We start from the raw sequence: 18,236 nt of genomic DNA, 5'->3' as shown, positions 1-18,236 counted from the left end.
AATAACCAGAACATTCGCAATTATTCTCATTTTTACAACGTCAATGGAGATGTTATGGAACCTCCTCTCTCGCTTGCTGGCTTAAATATCCTTGTAGTTGATGATGATGATGATACTCGCTTTTATATTACTACCGTATTAGAAGCAGATGGAGCCACCGTCATGGCAGTTGCATCAGCAGCAGCAGCACGGCAAGTATTACCTGAATTGCAACCCGATGTATTGATTTCTGATATTGCTATGCCTGGTGAAGATGGCTACACTCTAATCCGCAAGGTAAGGGCGCAAAAGCCAGATAATGGTGGACAAGTCTTGGCTATTGCCTTAACAGCCTATGGCGATAGTGAGGATCGTATCCGCGCTTTAGAAGCTGGTTTTCATACTCATGTTTCTAAACCCATTGATCCAGAAGAACTAGTTGCGATCATTACTGGTTTGGTTGCTTCTTGTAATTGGTAATTGTTACCCTTGGAATTTATTTTTCCCAAGAACCACTTTCGCACTTCACTAATCGCTCAAGTGTATTAATATCTTTTTGATTCCTCGAAGTGCGGATTTGCTTTTCAACAGCGATGTTAATTAGTTCCATCTCCAGACGTTTGAGATCAGCCTGTTGTTCATCGGTTTGAATTTTTTGGCTATTTACACTATTCAAGCTTTGCAAAACAGGCTTTTGCTTGTCTAACTCAAACCTATTAACTAAAGAATTAACTACGTAGCTTTGTTCTGGACGAGCAGTCTGTAAAATCTGGCTAATTGATTGACTTAAAATTGTTTTTTCTGGTTTTACAGAAAATTTGTTTTGTAACCAAGCTTCAGAGGTAGATATTGGTAAATCTATCGATTTTTCATCGACTTTAGCGAACGCATGAGCTTCAGCATAAGCAATTCGTCCATCTTTATTATAGTCGGCGGAACTAACAGCTTTACCTGTGCGATCGCGGCCACTCAAACCAGCAAAAAAACTAGAACTATAATCTCGATAATCAGCTTCGTTTACCTCTGGTGTACAGCCTACTGAAGGGAGACTTTTAATCGTAGCAAAAAAACCACAACGTGTCTGAAGTGCGACAGGACGCTTGGGATCTCCTCCCTCGTAAATAAAATTAGCAAAAGAACCAGAAAAGCACTGAGCCATCATTGCAACAACAGGTGTTTTTGCAGACATTTTGTCCAACATTTGGGAAAACTGTCTCACACTCAACTGTTGCTTATTCCACAAGTAAAAAGAATTATTATCTAAATCTTGTTCATTCAGTCCTCCGTGTCCTGTGAAATATAAAAATGAAGTTTTAGGATTTTTCTGTTGTGCTAGCTGTTGGAAATAACGCTCTAAATTACTTAAAGTAATAGCACCTTTGAGGTAGGGAATATTTGGTCGTTTAAATTGCTGTCTTCCCTGCTGGTCAATATAGCGGATAGAAGCTTGTCCATCGTTACCATTAGCAAAGAAAATGGATGCAACTTGCTTTGGGTTGTATCCCATGAATTGCAGAGTGCGCTGAAAGAAAAGCACATTTTTCTCTAAAGCAATTTCGTTGAAAGAAGGCGCACCACCACCACCCACAACTAAAAATTTTGGTGCTGAGTGATTACTTTGACAAACATGAGACTGTTGTGGACTCGCCTCGCTAGAAAGTGGAACTACCATTAGCAAGCCACAGGTAAAACTGACTAATAAGCGGCGCATTTGGGAATTATACTGTGTTATTTATTCCATTACAGCACCTCCATAGCAATCCTAAATACATAGAACAACAAGATACTCGATTTCTATTGAAGAAATCGGGTATCTGAGCCTTGAAGAGGCTATTTCGCTCCAGCCTCAAAGCTAATATATTCAGACTTATATGCAGGTGGCTCGACGTGAATTAAAATCCTCACTGGACTAAAACGCTCTGATAGTCGGCTTTCTACTTCTTCGGTGATGTGGTGAGCAGTTTCAACATCTGGTGCATCTACTATTAAATGCATTTCTATGAAAACCTGGCGACCAAGAACGCCGCGAGAGGCGATATCATGACAGTTAACCACGCCAGGAACAGAAGTAGCGATCGCGTGTATTGCTTCTGGTGCGATCGCCATTTGATCCACCAACCAAGGCAAATTCTCTTTTAAAACTGACCAACCACTCCAAAATACCAACAAAGCAACGGGAAAGGCTAAAACTATATCCATCCATTGATAACCTAGCCAAACCCCGATCAAACCGCCAATTACAGATATTGTCACCCAAATATCGCTCATGGTATGTGTAGCGTCAGCAATTAAAATTGGGCTATTTACCCGCTTACCCACGCTACGCTCGTAAAACGCCACAAAAATATTTACACCCAGCACAACTAGTAATAACCACAATTCAGGTAGTGAAATTCTCACAGGTTCGCCACCTTGGATAATTCGTTCGATGGCTCCTTGTAGAATTTCAAAGCAGGCTATTCCTAAAAAAGCAGCAATTCCTAAAGCTCCTACAGCTTCAAATTTATGGTGTCCGTAGGGATGCTCGCGATCGGGTTGTGGAGAAGAAAACTTACTAGCAACCAATCCTAAAATATTATTTGCACTATCGGTAACACTATGCAAAGCATCAGCTAACAAGCTTAAAGAACCTGTCGAGTACCCCACAACTGCTTTTAAACTCATTACAAATAGATTAAGCAGTAGAGTGATAATCAAAACCTTTCGGACTTCGGTGCGGTTATCGTAAGTCATAGATAATTTATAACATCAAGTTCTATGACTTCTAATGTAAAACCCAAAACACAAATAAATACAAATAAAATGTATCAAAGTCTTACACAATAAAGATTAAAGCTCTCTACAACCTCTAAGTTTATCTAGATTTATTGAGATTATTTTTAACTAACAGCAGCTACAAGCTTGATATAGGTTGATAATGACTTTGCTAACAACAGCATATTTTTAGTATTAATAGTAAGGTAATTTTAATTAATTTTCTCTGTCTCTAAATGCTCCAGTAAGTTCACACCACCGTGTCAAAATTAGCCCCATGTAAAGGATTTTATTGAAACCAATGCTACCCAAAGAAAAACTATCATTTTCCTTTGGAATTCGTCTGTTTTATAACTCAGTAAGCAAATTCTGTATTTCCGGTTCCATACGTCCGTTGTCGTTTTGTTAGATAAACGCTTTTTGAGTTATCTCTACCTCTGGTCTGAAAACATCAGGCTTGACCACATATTTTGGTAATATTAGTAATTATCAAGAAGCTTTAATAAAAAACTGATGTCTTCAACTCCTTTAACACTCAATCTAATTGAAGGTTCTGTCTCCTTTAGTTTTTCAGCCCAAGCAGCACGGGAATTAAAAGCAGCAACAGATAAATTGATGGAGCGTTTAAAAGCTGTCGCCGCTAAACCCACTCCTGCCGGTGGTAAAGTTACTCCCCAGCCTCCCTTAGAATATCGTTATACGGGTGAGGTATTTTTAGAAGTTTTCTGCAATCCTAATATCTGGCCGACTCCCTTCGCTGCGAAAGTTCTACTTACCGTCCGCAATGTCAATATTCGCTTGACTACAGAAGCAGAGCTTACCCGCATCATTGAAGATATTAATCAATATTTAGATCAAGTAGGATAATCCGAAAAGTATTGGGATTCAGCCTTGAGGCGACGTGGATGGAAATACTCCTAAAAAAATGACCGGAGCAGTTCCATATTGAGAACAGCCCCGGACAGGGAATCTACATACTACACTCAAGTTGTAGAAACGGATATACAAGCAACTGGTTCCGATGCATTCGCCGTTCACCATAGGCGTTGGCGAAACCCAGGCTAATTTGAAAAATTGTATAAATTCAGGCTCTAATGCTTCTGCGTTTATGGAAGATGGAAGATTGTTGATCGGGCAATGCTAATAAAAACAGAGATTATCCCTCAGATCGGGTGTTGAATCTTTTATGCTGAAATCCAGACATCGAAAATAAACTCTCAACCCAAAATCTGAAATCAAAGATTGATTAGTCGTTATCCCATTCTTCACGACCAATCAGGTCGCCAATGCGATCGCGTAACAGAAAGTCACATTTCTCTAATTCACATTCAACACAAACCCACTCTCTGGCTGGAATGTATTGGCAGAGTGTATATATTGGCTGTTGTCGGCTGACCATTCCCTTTTGCACTAGTCGGCGTGCTTCGTCCTGGATCACGTCTAGAGAGTAGTAATTGATAGAGGGCACCGTATTGACACTCATGGTTTTTACTCACAAATTTACACGTAAATAGTGTTCCCGTCATCTATTGAGAACAAACATAGCAAAGTTAGACTTGTGGCTAGGGTTTTGTAGTTTGCTATACGGAACTGTTTCCATTTTGACGCTACAGACCCTAAAATTATTTAAAGATATGTTAACAAAGTCAACGTTTCCTGACATTTTCCTAACATCTGCTTCACATTAAAAATGTCAGAGTAGTTAACTTAACCTGTCAGGCTGGCTGTGTGACTCCGATTCAACAGGTCTGAAATTGCTGTAGCTGGCTAAAAACATAATTTGGTGCGCGGCAATAATTCATCTGGCGATCGCTTAATATACCAAGTTAATCACCGTAAAACCCTATCCAGGGTTACTAGTGTTTGTTCAAAGGAAAACAAGTCAGAAATATGTGCCACGAGGTAAGGTATAAATTGTTGCAAAACATAATTTGTTGACGTAGACCACGAAAGCTTTTAGCCTAGCATCTGTTATCAATTTTTTCAATAATTACGTAACCCCTCAGTTAATTTCAACACTTTTATTACACAGAATCTCCTGGATAAACACTTATTTTGCATTATGAATTAGCGAAAATTCGCTTATATCAGGTAATATCCGAATCTTTTAGTAAAATATTTTACTACCAACTACGACAGTACTCACAGTATTTAGATATCTGTACAGAAGGGCCAGTGCGTCAACCACATAAAAAGTGCATTCCTTGGAGTAGAGAATAGACGCAAACCAAGACAAACAGTAAAGCGTATATATGCAACTACCAAAGCCTGAAATAGGTATAGTCAAATTAAAACAGACGCGATTTAATCACGTCTGTAAACTGTTTGGCGAATTTCTAGAGATTAATTGTTCTAAAGTTACATTGTTATTTAAGTTACTGATTCACGAGATTATTCATCATCTTGATTTGTACCTTCCTCTACAGCAGCCAAATCTTCTGGTGAACGCTCATGCTTGAGTTGGTTCAATAGCGATAGCACTTTATTACCCCGTTCAATGGAGCGGTCTTCGATAAAAACTACCTCTGGTGTCCGCCGTAGCCTCACCCGCGCACCAAGTTCACTGCGGACGTAACCCGTCGCCGATTTTAAGCCTGCCATTGTTTCTGCCTTGGCTTCGTCTGTACCATAGATGCTGACATAGATTTTGGCGTGTTGAAGATCACCAGAAACATCAACATCGGTAACACTCACCATTCCCGTAGCCACACGGTCATCCTTAATGCCATTGAGCAGCATTTGGCTAACTTCCCGTTTGATTAATTCAGCAACACGGGAAACTCGGCGATTTGTAGCCATAATAATTTCGCCTCCACACAGAGGTTGTGTAACATAATATAGATGCAAGTTGATTAGACAGTATTTGGCGATGCCTAGGTTGGGCAAAGACTACGCAACACTAAAAGCAACTGTCCGCGGGGCAAAGTCCTAGTCTAGATTGTACTCAAGCCCAGCATTGCACGTAAGGTGAAAGTAATGAATACCAGAGTGCTAATAAATAAACCTAAGATAGCAATCAAGGTGATGGGACGCTTTAACAGCGGCATCAATGGCTCAAAGGTGTTCAAAAACACACCTAAAAGCACAGTAATGAAGTAGCGGGGGTAGCGAAATACGTTATCCCAAAATCCATCAAACATCTGAATTTAAACTGCCTTGTTATATACTTACGTTTGTTTTCATGTGATTTATCCATTCAATTGTAATCTATGCGGCTGGAAAATTACCCAGTTAATATAAAATATGGTTCGTCAGCTATATTAGCTATATTTAGTAGCGATTATTTCAGTTAAATCGGAAGTAAATGGTAATTCAAATCCCAAAGGAGACTTGCCCGCGTCCATTTTTGAAGTGGGCAGGGGGTAAAAGTAGGTTAATTCAGCAATATATTCCTTATTTTCCCAAAAGCTATCAGACTTACTATGAGCCATTCTTAGGTGGTGGTGCTGTTTTTTTCTATCTCCAACCAACCACAGCGATTTTAACTGATATTAACGCCGAATTAATTACTACATATCGTTGTGTTAGGGATAACGTCGAGGAATTAATTTCTATTTTAAAAGAGCATAAAATCCGACATAATAGAGATTATTACTACAGTATGCGAGCTACCTTAAAGTTTACTAATTTAGAGAAAGCTGCTCGTCTAATTTATCTCAATAAAACTTGTTTTAATGGTCTTTACCGCGTCAACTCACAGGGAAAATTTAATGTGCCATTAGGTAGGTACGACAATCCCAATATCTGTCCTGAAGACTTACTGCGAGCAGCTTCCGTAGCACTTTCTGCATCTGAGATTAAACAAGCAGATTTTGCAGATATACTAAATTATGCAACAGGCAATGATGATTTTGTCTTCTGCGACCCACCTTATCATCCTATAAGTAGCACTAGTTATTTTACTGGTTATAGTCAGAATTCTTTTGATCAAAAAGACCAAGAATGTTTGAGAGATACTTGTGCTGAGCTAGCAAGTCGTGGTGTTAAAGTTATGGTGTGTAATTCTGATTGTGAATATATTAGAAAGTTGTACAAGCAAATTAATTTTAATATTTACTCTATAGTGGCAGCACGCTCAATAAATTCTAATACAAAAAAAAGGGGAATGATTTATGAGTTATTAATTACATCATATTAGAAATGCTTATTTGCCCAGGCAATAAATCTATCTAAACTATAAACTGCTAATAAATTCTGATTATATGTGACTTGTTTTCTTAACCATTTAATTGCGCCTTTTAATTGCGCCTTATCTCATTCCTTCACCTCCTATAACTACGATAGTAGGTGCTGGGTAAGAGTACTGAATATTCATACTTAAATAAGGAAATTTTTCATCAACAGAACCACCACTTTCTTGCCATTTGCACTCGATAATTAATCCCGATGGCATGATAGGTAAACCAACAATATAAAAGTCAACTTTCAGAGCAGTTTGATAAATCCCTGTTCCAATATAAACTTGCTTGGCGTAGCGTTTTGGTAACAAACTAGCAGTTAATAAAAATTCTTTTTGAATATAGTTACCTACTTGGAAATAATGATGCCCATTCAAGATTGCTTCTACATTACTTTCGAGAATTTTTCCTGCCTGATTTGCCCGTCCGCCTTGAGTCAGAGCCATCCTACTAAATCCTTCTGCCAAAAGTCCCACTTATCCTAGGATTCCACGGAAGCAGTAGCAAATGGTTAGCTGCTTAATATGAATTTTTGATTTTTGATGCGAAACGCTTGATTAATAACTATAAAATCAAAAATCTTTGGTACTCTTGTACTAAATAAATACAAATATATTAAGTATCAGGACTTAATTGAATAAAAGCTTGTAGTAAGGGCTTCAGCCTTTTAAAAGTTCACACAGAGCGATAAATCACTCACTACAAACAGAATTTTTACTTTACATTCTACTTAGTAATTTAGATAAGGAATGAGTTGTTAAACGATTGTGGATTAAATAAAGCGCGATTGATCTAATTTAGATTGACCTGGCTCGAACCGCTCTCCTGGATCAGAATCTAAAGCGGGAAATAATTAGAAAAGATTTTTTGTGGTCAAATAATGAGGAAAATCTGTAACAACTGGGATCAAGTTTAGGCAAATTCAATGATTTTGCCTTGGCTTAACCTGCTTGGACATCAGTATTACCGTTGCGAATAGCCCACGCTAGTTCTAATAGTTGAGTCCAGCGCTTTTGTAGCTGTTTGGGTGTGCATTTGATGACTTTGGCGATCGCCTGGTCATTTTGCCGGGCTGTTTTCAATTGTAAAATTTGCTGTTGCTGTTCTGTGAGTTGATTTACAAAAGCTTCCCATTGCTGAGAAGATAGACCTAACTTTTGTTCTAAACCCGCGCCTAACCATTGATGTACTAATTGCCAGTGGTGTTGCTTGGCAAACTTTTCTACATGGTATTTAAACCGCTGTTGCAGATAGTCGCGCTGACGGCTAGTTAAACCGAGAATTTGGTCAATTTCTGGTGCTGAGAGGTCTTGAAGTTTGAGGCTGAGGTAGTTCATACAGTCAGATTGACCTTGCGACTCCAGGTATTTCATTAATTCTGAGATGACGCGATCGCGTTCTGACTCTTCAGATGGATCAAAATTAGTTTGTGCAATCATTTGCGATCTCAGCTGTTGCACCGCCGAGTTACGCTGGTAAGATTCTGCTTCTTCACCCTTAGCAGACTCCACCGCCATTTCAATATCCACAGTGGTTTCTTGAGGTTGGCGACGAGCAAAACCTTGAGCACGTAAGATAATTAATTGCTGATTTGCACCACCTGGTAAATTGATGCGGCGTTTGGCATACTGCTCTGTAAATGCCATATATTCCGCCAATTGCAACTGAGTACGCGGTGTGTGATCATCAGGTAGTTCGTTTTCTCTACGGAAAGCTTTGATAGCTTCGATATAAAATGCTTGCAGAAAATCTTCAATTAGGTTGTAACGAGCCTCAAACCCCAACTCCGAGCCTGATATAGTTACGTGGCGGTAAACCATAGCACCTAAAGTGCTGTGTAACTCTACACGCCCTTGTTTTGAACCTAGTTGGTAGTAACGTAAGCACTTTTGCAGACGATGCCTTCCCAAGGTAATTTGCCAAGACTTAATTTGCCCAGATGTTTGGATACGAGAGCTTTTATCGCAAATGCGTTCTACTTCTTTGGCTATGCGCTTTGCTAAAGCTTCTACACACCTGGGTGCTGCTTTCACTTGATCTGGTATTTCCTGACACAGCAGTTCGATCAAGCTATTAGTGTTACTGGCTGATAATTCTTCGGTCGAAACGTGGTTTTCAAAAGTGGGTGTAGAGTTTGGTAGATTGACGACGTTAGCTTTCATAACTTTTGTAGGGAGTAGTATTGCACCGTAATTACAACGCAGACACAGCAAGTTTTGGCTGAAGAATCTTTTGGTATTCATCCATCAAGACTTGCTGCATGTACTGCTCACATATCAGGTTCATATATAAGACTGTAGTAAATCTGAAAAAGTTACAGGGATATCAATGTGTCGGTTTTTTCACAAGTTACTATATCGACACTGATACAGATGTATCCACGATTTTATCAAAGTTGTCAAATGCCTTGCTATGCCGACTTTTGTCGCCATTATGCTCTATACATTGCGTAGGACTAGGCGATCATAGACATCGCCTCGAAATATGACAATTTCAAAACTGGAGCCTTTTTATAAAATTTTCCGAAACTCAGGGATGCACCGATGAAGTATACTTTTTATACCCATGCTGCTGCTGCTTCCCAACCTAAACCTCGTCGTGTAATCATTGCTTCCTCTCCTGTCAAGTCCAAAATAGTAGACACTTCATAAGTAGGTTCCTCGCCAGTATCTACAATTACATCTACCAAGTTGTCCAAACGGTCAAATAGCTCCACCCGCGACAGAATAGGTTCTGGATCTACTCGATCTATCCCATCATCTGCCTCATCTGGTGGCAGGTGTGCTGAAGTCGAAATAATCGGATTGCCTAACGCTGCCAACAAAGCTAAACACGCATTATGATTTGGCACTCGAATCCCAGTAGTTTTTCGCTTGGGATTTTGCGCTAATCGCGGTACTAACTTGGTCGCTGGTAGCAAAAATGTGTATGGGCCAGGTATTAGGCGCTTCATAATCCGATAGGCTGTGTCACTTACGAAGGCATAAGTTGCCACATTTGAAAGCGAGGGACATAAAAATGTCAGTGGTTTATCATTCGCTAGCTGCTTAATTTGCCGCACTCGTTCTACCGCCGACTTAGCATTCAAATCACAACCAATCGCATAAACTGTATCAGTAGGATAAAGCATGACTGCGCCACTAGAGAGCGCCGACTTTATTTCCTCTATTCGACGAATTTGAGGATTGTCCGGATGAACGGGGAAAATTTTTGCCATAGAACGAGGATTGGGGAATTGGGCAAGGGGGAATGGAGAATGGGGAATGGGGGGAAGTAATTTAATGACTAATGACTAATGACTAATGACCATTGACAAATAACTATGAATAAAATAGCTTATCTTCAATGTCCGACTGGAATTTCTGGTGATATGTGCCTGGGAGCCTTGGTAAGTCTAGGGGTTCCTGTAGAGTATTTGGTTGAAAAAATTAATGGGTTGGGAATTGAACAGGAGTACCATTTAAGAACGGAACTTGTTCAACGTAATGGTCAGGAGGCGACTAAAGTTCATGTGGATTTAGCTCATCACCACGACCACGATCATGAACACAGTCACTATCATGGACGCCACCTGCCAGAAATAGAGCGGATGATTCTCCAAGCAGGGTTGCCATCACGGGCAGAAGCTTGGAGTTTGGCAGTATTCCGACAGCTAGCAGCAGCAGAAGGGGCAGTACATGGTATTGCCCCAGAAAAAGTTCATTTCCATGAAGTGGGTGCAGTAGATGCGATCGCGGATATCGTTGGTACTTGCCTAGGGTTGGATTGGTTGGGTATCGAAAGTAATAATGAAGGATTGCCCTTACTATACTGCTCAGCATTCCCGACAGGTGGCGGCACTGTTCGGGCAGCACATGGTCAGATGGCAGTACCAGTACCAGCTGTATTGAAGTTGTGGGAAATGCGGGGTTGTCCGGTTTATAGCAACGGCATTGAACGAGAACTGGTGACACCAACAGGAGCCGCGATCGCCACTACTTTGGCAAGAGATTTTGGTGCGCCACCGGCGATTACTATTAAACAAGTAGGACTGGGAGCAGGTTCCCTAAATTTAACCATCCCCAACATACTACGCCTTTGGTTGGGTGAAAGCACCAGTCTACAGTTTAATGTTACCGATTCTGAAGCTACTAGCCCTACTTTAGAAAGTATATCGGTTCTAGAAACTCAGATTGATGACTTAAATCCGCAGGCGATCGGTTATGTGTTTGAGGCATTGTTTACCGCTGGTGCGGTGGATGTTTTTACCCAACCGATAGGGATGAAAAAATCTCGTCCAGGGATTTTACTAACTGTAATTTGTCATCCAGAAAATTTAGTAAGTTGTGAAGCTGTTTTATTCCGCGAAACCACTACTTTAGGTATTCGGCGAACAACTGGTCAACGTGCCATCTTGCAACGAGAAATTCAACAAGTCGAAACTAAATATGGCAAAGTGCGTGTCAAAGTGGCGTGGAGGGGAAAATTACAAGAAAAACTGATTAATAATGTGCAGCCAGAGTATGAAGATTGTGCAGAATTAGCACTAAAACATAATATTCCCTGGCGAGAAATTCAGCGGTTGGCGCTGCATAGTTGGTATTTAGAAAATCAAAAATAGACTTTAGAAACACCTCTTTGGAAAAAACGTTATGCGGTTGTGAACTGAAGGTATTTCACAAAATCCTCATAACGTAGAATTTAGAATTTGTAGCAGCCTGAATAAGTTAAAAGAAAGAAACGATAAAGATTAGCTATTGAAAATTCATTGCTAGCAAGCAGTTTTCTTAAATAAGACCGCGCACACCGCGCACTGCTGTTGCCCAGCATTGGCTAGCAGATGGGAAAAGCATTAAGCCAATGCTGGATAAGAGTGATGCTAAGAAGTGGCTGCCTGAAACCTTTGTCAGCAGATTTTGGAGCAACTAAGAAAATGTTATTGCTTAATTTTTTCTTATTCGTGCTTACTTTTATAAGTAAAGTCCCGACAAGTATTTGAAGGACATTGCTGCAATTTTATCTTATCCGTTTGCTTCTCTCGTCCATTACAGAGAAGTCATCAGAAGTAAGACATAATTTTGAAATATCTTACGGCTGCGATTATATCTTACTCAGTCGTAGGCGATCGCACCCCTCGGCAAAATTAGTGATGTATTGGAATTTTAGGGTATTTTAACGAATATTTTGAAATAAAAACTCATAATACACAGCTTTACTGTAAATTTATCGATTATTTTCTCAAAAGCTGTGAGGATCAGTCATGTCTTGGGCAATCTAAAGATAACCTAGAATTTCTTGGTAGCGAACTATGTGATTAAGGAGCTAGCCCTTGATACAAGCCAACTCCAGCCTATCGGCATCTGACAGAGGAAATCATCCCTCGCGAAATTTACTGATTCGATTTATTATTGGCGGCACTACCCTTGTAGTCAGTATTTCTGCTTATTTCAGCTATCAAGCCGCTCGAAATATGATGCTCAAAGATTTGAGGCAGAGCGCTTTTTTAGAGGTACAGAGAGGAGGTGCTGAAATTGAGGAGTGGTTACACCTTCGCCAAGTGGAAGTACAAACCCTGGCGAATACTTCAACTGTACGCTCCTTAAACTGGTCTGTGGCAGAACCCTATTTAAAAGCAGAAGTCAAGCGGATTAATGAATTTTTCTTTTTCCAAATAGTTAACCCAGATGGTTCATTTTCTAATACGAAAGTTGGTCGATCAAATAAAAATATTCAGGATCGAGACTTCTTTCAAAAAGCAATTGCAGGAAAGAGCAACATTTCTGATCCCTTCATTAGCCGTTCTACAGGAATTCCTTTAATTGCGATCGCCACCCCGATATCGTCAAATTCTGCTAGCAGTAGTTCACCGATCGGAGTCTTTCACGGCAATGTGAGAGTCGATCACATTGCAGAGGTTGTCAACTCTCTGCGCTACGGCACGAACAGCTATGCTTTTGCCCTCAATTCTCAAGGACAAGCGATCGTCCACCCTAACTCGGCGTTAATGTCAACCGTAGAAAAACCTGCACCCAGCCTGCTGAAAATAGGCGATCGCAATTTAAATGCGATCGCCCAGAGGATGGTAAACAAACAACAGGGAATTGAGTTAATGGAAATTGACGGCACTAAAAAGTATGTAGCTTATCTGCCGTTGCAAGCCGCTAATTGGTCTGTGGCCTTGGTGATTCCCCGCCAAAATATCGAATCTCGATTGCAATTTCTCGATTTGATCGCCTTAATTGTCGGTGGACTGGCTATCACCATGATTACTGTCTTGTGGCAAGTGCAAGCATTTGAACAAGCTGAACTGAAAAAATCTAAAGCTGCGGCTGATACAGCCAACCATGCTAAAAGTGAATTTTTAGCCAACATGAGTCATGAACTGCGAACGCCCTTGAATGGCATTCTCGGTTGTGCTCAAATTTTGCTGCGTTCCCCAGCTTTACCTAATCAAGAGCAATATCACGTCAATATTATTGAACAATGCGGTTCTCATCTGCTGACTTTAATTAATGACATTTTGGATCTATCCAAAATTGAAGCGAAAAAGTTAGAACTGCATCCTTATGATGTGCATTTCCCTTCATTTATCCAAGGAATTGTCGAAATATGCCACATTCGGGCAAAACAAAAGGGCATTTTGTTTGTCTATAAACCCGCGATCAACTTGCCTACAGGGGTTCATGTTGATGTCAAAAGATTACGTCAGGTGCTATTGAATCTGCTAGGAAATGCCATCAAATTTACAGATGAAGGTCAGGTTACTTTCAATATTGAAGTAATCGATCAACCTCCCAGTGATGGGCAAACAGTGAAACATCGCCTTCGCTGTACCGTAGAAGACACCGGAATTGGCATAACTCCCGCAGAATTGAGCAAAATTTTCTTGCCATTTGAACAAGTAGGTGAGAAAAAGCGCCAAGCTGAAGGCACAGGGCTGGGTTTAGCTATTACTCGGCAGTTAGTACAGATGATGGGTAGCGATATTCATGTTAAGAGTCAGATCGGTCAGGGGAGTAGCTTTTGGTTTGAATTGGAGATTCCTGAAGCGACTGACTGGGTACAATCTGCGATGGCTGCATCAGAGAAACAAATCATTGGCTTTGAAGGTAGCCCCTACACCATCTTGATGGTTGACGATCGCTGGGAGAATCGCACAGTGATTACAAACTTACTACAACCACTGGGTTTTAATGTAGTTGAAGCCAGCAACGGTAAAGAAGGTTTAGAAAAAGCGATCACCCTCAAGCCAGACTTAATCATCACAGATTTGCTGATGCCAGAAATGGATGGGTTTGAATTAATTGAACACCTGCGTCACACTCCAGAAATTCAGAATGTCAAAATTATTGTCTCTTCCGCTAGTGTCTTTGAAGCTGATCAACACCGTAGTCTGCAAGCTGGAGGTAACGCCTTCTTGACCAAACCTATACAGGTAGATGAATTATTCCATCAACTAGAACAATACTTAAATTTGGTATGGATTTACAAGCAATCTCAGTCTGATGGAGAAAAGCCCAAAGAAGCAACAACAGCAAATAGCCAATCTGCTCAATTAACCCCTCCTTCCCCCCAAGTCTTACAGGAACTAGTCACCTTAGCCAGTAAAGGTAACTTCAATGCCATTATCAAATGGGCCGATCAACTGGAGGAAACAGACACAACCTTCGCACCATTTGCTAATGAACTACGGCAACTAGCAAGGCAATTTGATGAAGATTTAATTCTCAGTTTCTTGACTCAATATGCGGTGGAAACAGTATGAAAACGACTATTGGAGACCAAAAAAATTCTATCAATTACGCTCCTTCTAGGGGAATTGTTTTAGTCGTTGACGATAACCCTGCCAATTTACAAGTTTTATCCAGCTTTCTGGATCAGTCTAGCTTTGAAGTTTGGGCAGCACGCAGCGGTGAGAAAGCCCTTCAGCGATTGGAAAATGATAATTTACCTGATTTAATCTTGCTGGATGTAATGATGCCCGGTATAGATGGTTTTGAAACCTGTAAACACCTAAAAAGCAATCCTCGTGTCCAAGATATTCCGGTCATTTTTATGACAGCTCTCTCAGAAACCGCTGATAAAGTCAAAGGTTTACAATTGGGAGCCGTAGACTATATTACCAAACCTTTTCAGCATGAAGAAGTTTTAGTGCGGATAGAAAATCACCTAAAACTGAGAAATTTGACAAAAACCTTGATTGCTAAAAACGCCGAATTACAACAGACTCAAACTCAACTGATTCAAGTAGAAAAGGTAGCAGCTTTAGGTCAACTGACAGCAGGAATTGCTCATGAAGTTAATAATCCCATCAATTTTATAGCTGGCAACTTAAATTTTGTTGAACAGTATGTAAAGGAGGTAGTTAGTTTACTCTCTCTCTATCAACAATATCTGCCTGATCCACCAGATGAAATTCAAACCGCGATTCAAAAAAGCGATCTCAGCTTTTTGCTAAATGATTTATCTAAAATTATTCAATCCATGCAAGTCGGTACAAGTCGTGTTACAGAAATTGTGTCATCTTTGAACAATTTCTCGCGACATAGAGAAGCAGGCAAGAAATTAGCTAACTTGCATGAAGGGTTAGAAAGTACATTACCCATTCTTGGACATCGGTTTAAACCAAATGCTCATCGCCCAGATATACAACTAATCAAAGAATATGGAAATTTGCCACTCATTGAATGTTATCCTGGCGAAATGAATCAGGTTTTTATGAATTTAATTTGTAATGCGATCGATGCAATTGAAGAAACATATAAAAATAAAGACCTTGATACAATTTATCAACATCCTGGTGTGATTAAAATTAAAACTGAGGCAATTGGAGAGCAAGTTATTTTAAGAATTGCCGACAATGGCTCAGGTATAAATAAAGCAGAACAAACAAAAACATTTGATGCATTTTACACAATAAAACCTGTCGGTAAAGGAACAGGGCTTGGTCTATCTATTGCTTACCAAATTGTGGTTAATAATCATCACGGCAAACTCACATACCATTCCAAACCAGGTGAAGGCATAGAGTTTATCATTGAGCTACCCATTCGATAAATTAGAATTTGTAGTTCTTCAGTACTTTTTATGCCAAATTATTAATTACAACTATAAAATAATATTAAAAAGGGTATCAAAAAATTACTAAAAGTACTGCGAAGATCAGGGTAAGCGTGTCTCAAATGCTATTGATAAGCTAAGTGAGCACAAGTTCTTGGTACACGCGGATCTTTTATCTGGCTAAAAAAGGATTGCATCTGTTCTGTTAGCTCAGTCCATTGGTTATACTCAAAGCTCAAAGGTTTTGAGTTTGTATACGAGGAGATTTAAATCCTGATGTCATGAGACTAACCCTGCTCGCTCAATAGATGTTTTTAGAAGCCATCATACTACTTTATACTTGTCAACTCCAATTGAGATGCGCTTACCCTGGTTCCTTACCTACGCAAGCCAGTTCAAAAATCAAAGCGGATTGCTATAGATAATTTATCTGCGTTCATCTGTGGTTTAATTCTGTTATATATTGCTATACCAAAGGCAAAAGTATTTCAAATTCAGTGCCTAAACCCAACTGGGAACGAAAATTTAATTTACCACCATGTTTTGCCAGAATAATCCGATAGCTTACTGCTAAACTAGTCTCTTTACCAGCCTTTTTTTCCATAGAAAAAGACTCAATAATTTGTTGTTGTAACTCCTGAGACATTCCAGGGCCATTGTCAGCAATGTGAATTAACACCCATCGAGAATCTGGTGCATTTGGGTTACTTGCTGCCTGCGAAATAACTTCTGTAGTGATTTCAATTCGAGGTTTTGGGGCAGTTTTTGTATCTTCAAAATGCAATTGCTGGCGTACTGCTTCATTTAGTAAAGTATCTACAGCTTCACTTAAAATATTCATCAAAACCTGGTTTAGCTGACCCATAAAGCAATACACTGGAGGCAATTGACCATAATGTTTGACGATTTCGATTTCTCCTTGGAGACGGCTATTAATTAATAAAATAATACTATCTATACAGGCGTGTAAATCTACTGGTTTGGGATAAATTTCATCGATATGGCAGAAATTTTGTAAGCTGGTAACGAGCTTTTTTAATCTTTCTGCTCCAGTGCGGATACTAGCAAGCGATCGCGATAAATCTTGTTCGAGAAAATCAAATTCAATTTCTTCTTTAATCCCAAGAATTTCTGCGGAAGTTGATGATAACTCTTTGTCGTAAGCTGCTATTAGTTTGAGTAAGTCTTGGCTGTAGTTTGAAACATAAGTTAAGTTACCCCAAATAAAACCCACAGGGTCTAAAATTTCGTGTGCAACTCCATCAACTAAACGCCCCAAATTAGCCATTTTATCATTTTGAATTATTTGAACTTGGCTGCGTTCATACCGCACTAGATTTTCGATTCCTTGAATTTGCCAAGAGGTAATATTCAATTCCTGTACATCTAATAATCTGTAGACACCAGATGCCGTCTTGACTACAATTGGTTCTGCTAACATTTCTGGCGATCGCTTGAGGCTAAGTTGCATCGCAGTCAAAATCGGCGTTGTATCAGGAAGCAGCAAAATCGTTGTCCGCGTATAGCTATAGAGAACGCTTAACGATTCCTGAACAAACACTTCTTGTCCATGAGGGCGAATCAAAAATTCTAGTAGTCGTCGCCGCGAAATCATCCCCGTGAACTTTCCTTGTTCTACTAAGATTGCTCCTGGTAGCAGGGGATATCTTTCAAAAAAATTAGCGACTTCTGCACCAGTACAGTTGATTTCCACTTGGAAATTGTACATTGGCAGTTCTTCGAGGGTTGACTCTAAACCGAGATCGCGATCGTTACCCTCAGACAAAAATGGTGGTGAGATTTTGCAACTGAATTCTTCTGACACTAGACACCCTGATTTTTACAAAGACAGGTAAACAATAAATTAACACTTTAGCCTTTGCTAGTCTCTGCTCAATTGTAAAAAAGAGGGTTAACAGTCCTCACAAAGAAAGGAAAGTTGTGAAGAGAGCAGTAGTATGGGGCGTATACAACAATACCTGTGTAATTAAAAATTGTGACTATACAAACTAAGTCTGCTCCGAAGTCAAAACTCTAATTTCGCACTAGTAGGCTTTCTTCGCTTCATGAAATCATCGTAGCTTTGCACTTTTGCTTGCAACGACTATCCAAACACTCTTTCTTAGGTACAGCTATATACTAAACAGCCAAGTAGCAAAGCTGCTAAGGTAACTTTCCAGCAGTTCCCTTATAGAGACGAGAGTTATAAAACTAGGAAGAAATATTGTGTCTGTACATAAGTTGAGCGATTTTTGGACAAAATACTTATTAACAAGTATCGTATCT

14 protein-coding genes and 1 pseudogene are annotated in these 18,236 nt (G+C 39.8%); 6 read left to right on the top strand and 9 right to left on the bottom strand.

Annotated features, from left to right (window positions below; translation table 11 throughout):
• Nucleotides 1–54 precede the first annotated feature (54 nt).
• Entirely contained in the window at nt 55–459 is a 405-nt protein-coding gene (locus tag HCR01_RS11660) for a response regulator (RefSeq protein ID WP_193196349.1), read from the top strand.
• 16 nt (nt 460–475) lie between these two features.
• Here HCR01_RS11660 and HCR01_RS11655 read toward each other — a convergent pair whose 3' ends face one another.
• Together HCR01_RS11655 and HCR01_RS11650 are read right to left on the bottom strand one after the other, a co-directional pair.
• Entirely contained in the window at nt 476–1,690 is a 1,215-nt protein-coding gene (locus HCR01_RS11655) for a caspase family protein (RefSeq protein ID WP_193196348.1), read from the bottom strand.
• A gap of 119 nt (nt 1,691–1,809) precedes the next feature.
• Nucleotides 1,810–2,712 (bottom strand): cation diffusion facilitator family transporter, encoded by a 903-nt coding sequence (locus HCR01_RS11650; RefSeq protein WP_193196347.1) that lies wholly within the window; start codon nt 2,710–2,712, stop codon nt 1,810–1,812.
• Nucleotides 2,713–3,246: 534 nt separating this feature from the next.
• Here HCR01_RS11650 and HCR01_RS11645 point away from each other — a divergent pair.
• The gene (locus HCR01_RS11645) at nt 3,247–3,600 is read left to right on the top strand and encodes a hypothetical protein (protein WP_193196346.1); all 354 of its coding nucleotides are present in this window, start codon (nt 3,247–3,249) and stop codon (nt 3,598–3,600) included.
• A gap of 379 nt (nt 3,601–3,979) precedes the next feature.
• Here HCR01_RS11645 and HCR01_RS11640 read toward each other — a convergent pair whose 3' ends face one another.
• From HCR01_RS11640 to HCR01_RS11630, 3 genes are all read right to left on the bottom strand, one after another.
• Nucleotides 3,980–4,216: a DUF4327 family protein gene (locus HCR01_RS11640; protein WP_096537447.1), complete on the bottom strand. Its 237-nt coding sequence runs from the start codon at nt 4,214–4,216 to the stop codon at nt 3,980–3,982.
• A 908-nt stretch (nt 4,217–5,124) separates the two neighbouring features.
• On the bottom strand, nt 5,125–5,532 hold the full coding sequence (gene rbfA / locus HCR01_RS11635) for a 30S ribosome-binding factor RbfA (protein WP_193196345.1): 408 nt from the start codon (nt 5,530–5,532) through the stop codon (nt 5,125–5,127).
• 134 nt (nt 5,533–5,666) lie between these two features.
• Nucleotides 5,667–5,873: a DUF751 family protein gene (locus HCR01_RS11630; RefSeq protein WP_191756328.1), complete on the bottom strand. Its 207-nt coding sequence runs from the start codon at nt 5,871–5,873 to the stop codon at nt 5,667–5,669.
• Nucleotides 5,874–6,037: 164 nt separating this feature from the next.
• Between HCR01_RS11630 and HCR01_RS11625 the strand changes: the two genes are divergently transcribed.
• Nucleotides 6,038–6,871 carry a DNA adenine methylase gene (locus HCR01_RS11625; protein WP_193196344.1) on the top strand — a complete coding sequence of 278 codons (834 nt, stop codon included), beginning with the start codon at nt 6,038–6,040 and terminating at the stop codon, nt 6,869–6,871.
• Here HCR01_RS11625 and HCR01_RS11620 read toward each other — a convergent pair.
• The 3 genes and pseudogenes from HCR01_RS11620 to HCR01_RS11610 form a co-directional block, all read right to left on the bottom strand.
• Nucleotides 6,868–7,357, bottom strand: a pseudogene (locus tag HCR01_RS11620) (PD-(D/E)XK nuclease superfamily protein). The gene HCR01_RS11625 and the pseudogene HCR01_RS11620 sit on opposite strands and share 4 nt — an antisense overlap.
• Before the next feature lie 495 nt (nt 7,358–7,852).
• Nucleotides 7,853–9,073, bottom strand: coding sequence for a HetZ-related protein (locus tag HCR01_RS11615; RefSeq protein WP_193196516.1), 1,221 nt, complete (start codon nt 9,071–9,073; stop codon nt 7,853–7,855).
• Nucleotides 9,074–9,468: 395 nt separating this feature from the next.
• Complete coding sequence (locus HCR01_RS11610) at nt 9,469–10,128, bottom strand: L-threonylcarbamoyladenylate synthase (protein WP_193196343.1); 660 nt, start codon at nt 10,126–10,128, stop codon at nt 9,469–9,471.
• A gap of 105 nt (nt 10,129–10,233) precedes the next feature.
• Between HCR01_RS11610 and larC the strand changes: the two genes are divergently transcribed.
• From larC to HCR01_RS11595, 3 genes are all read left to right on the top strand, one after another.
• Nucleotides 10,234–11,511: a nickel pincer cofactor biosynthesis protein LarC gene (gene larC / locus HCR01_RS11605; RefSeq protein WP_193196342.1), complete on the top strand. Its 1,278-nt coding sequence runs from the start codon at nt 10,234–10,236 to the stop codon at nt 11,509–11,511.
• 708 nt (nt 11,512–12,219) lie between these two features.
• Nucleotides 12,220–14,655 carry a hybrid sensor histidine kinase/response regulator gene (locus HCR01_RS11600; protein WP_193196341.1) on the top strand — a complete coding sequence of 812 codons (2,436 nt, stop codon included), beginning with the start codon at nt 12,220–12,222 and terminating at the stop codon, nt 14,653–14,655.
• Nucleotides 14,652–15,947 (top strand): response regulator, encoded by a 1,296-nt coding sequence (locus HCR01_RS11595; protein WP_193196340.1) that lies wholly within the window; start codon nt 14,652–14,654, stop codon nt 15,945–15,947. The genes HCR01_RS11600 and HCR01_RS11595 overlap by 4 nt, the downstream gene beginning before the upstream one ends.
• Before the next feature lie 469 nt (nt 15,948–16,416).
• On the opposite strand, the gene HCR01_RS11590 is transcribed toward HCR01_RS11595, so the two are convergent.
• Complete coding sequence (locus HCR01_RS11590) at nt 16,417–17,775, bottom strand: sensor histidine kinase (protein WP_193196339.1); 1,359 nt, start codon at nt 17,773–17,775, stop codon at nt 16,417–16,419.
• Nucleotides 17,776–18,236 lie beyond the last annotated feature (461 nt).

The organism is Nostoc sp. MG11, assembly GCF_014904695.1.
In the GTDB taxonomy this organism is placed as follows: Bacteria; Cyanobacteriota; Cyanobacteriia; order Cyanobacteriales; family Nostocaceae; genus Komarekiella.
Note: the sequence above shows the minus strand (reverse complement) of the source record. Positions and strands in the feature narration are given on the sequence as shown.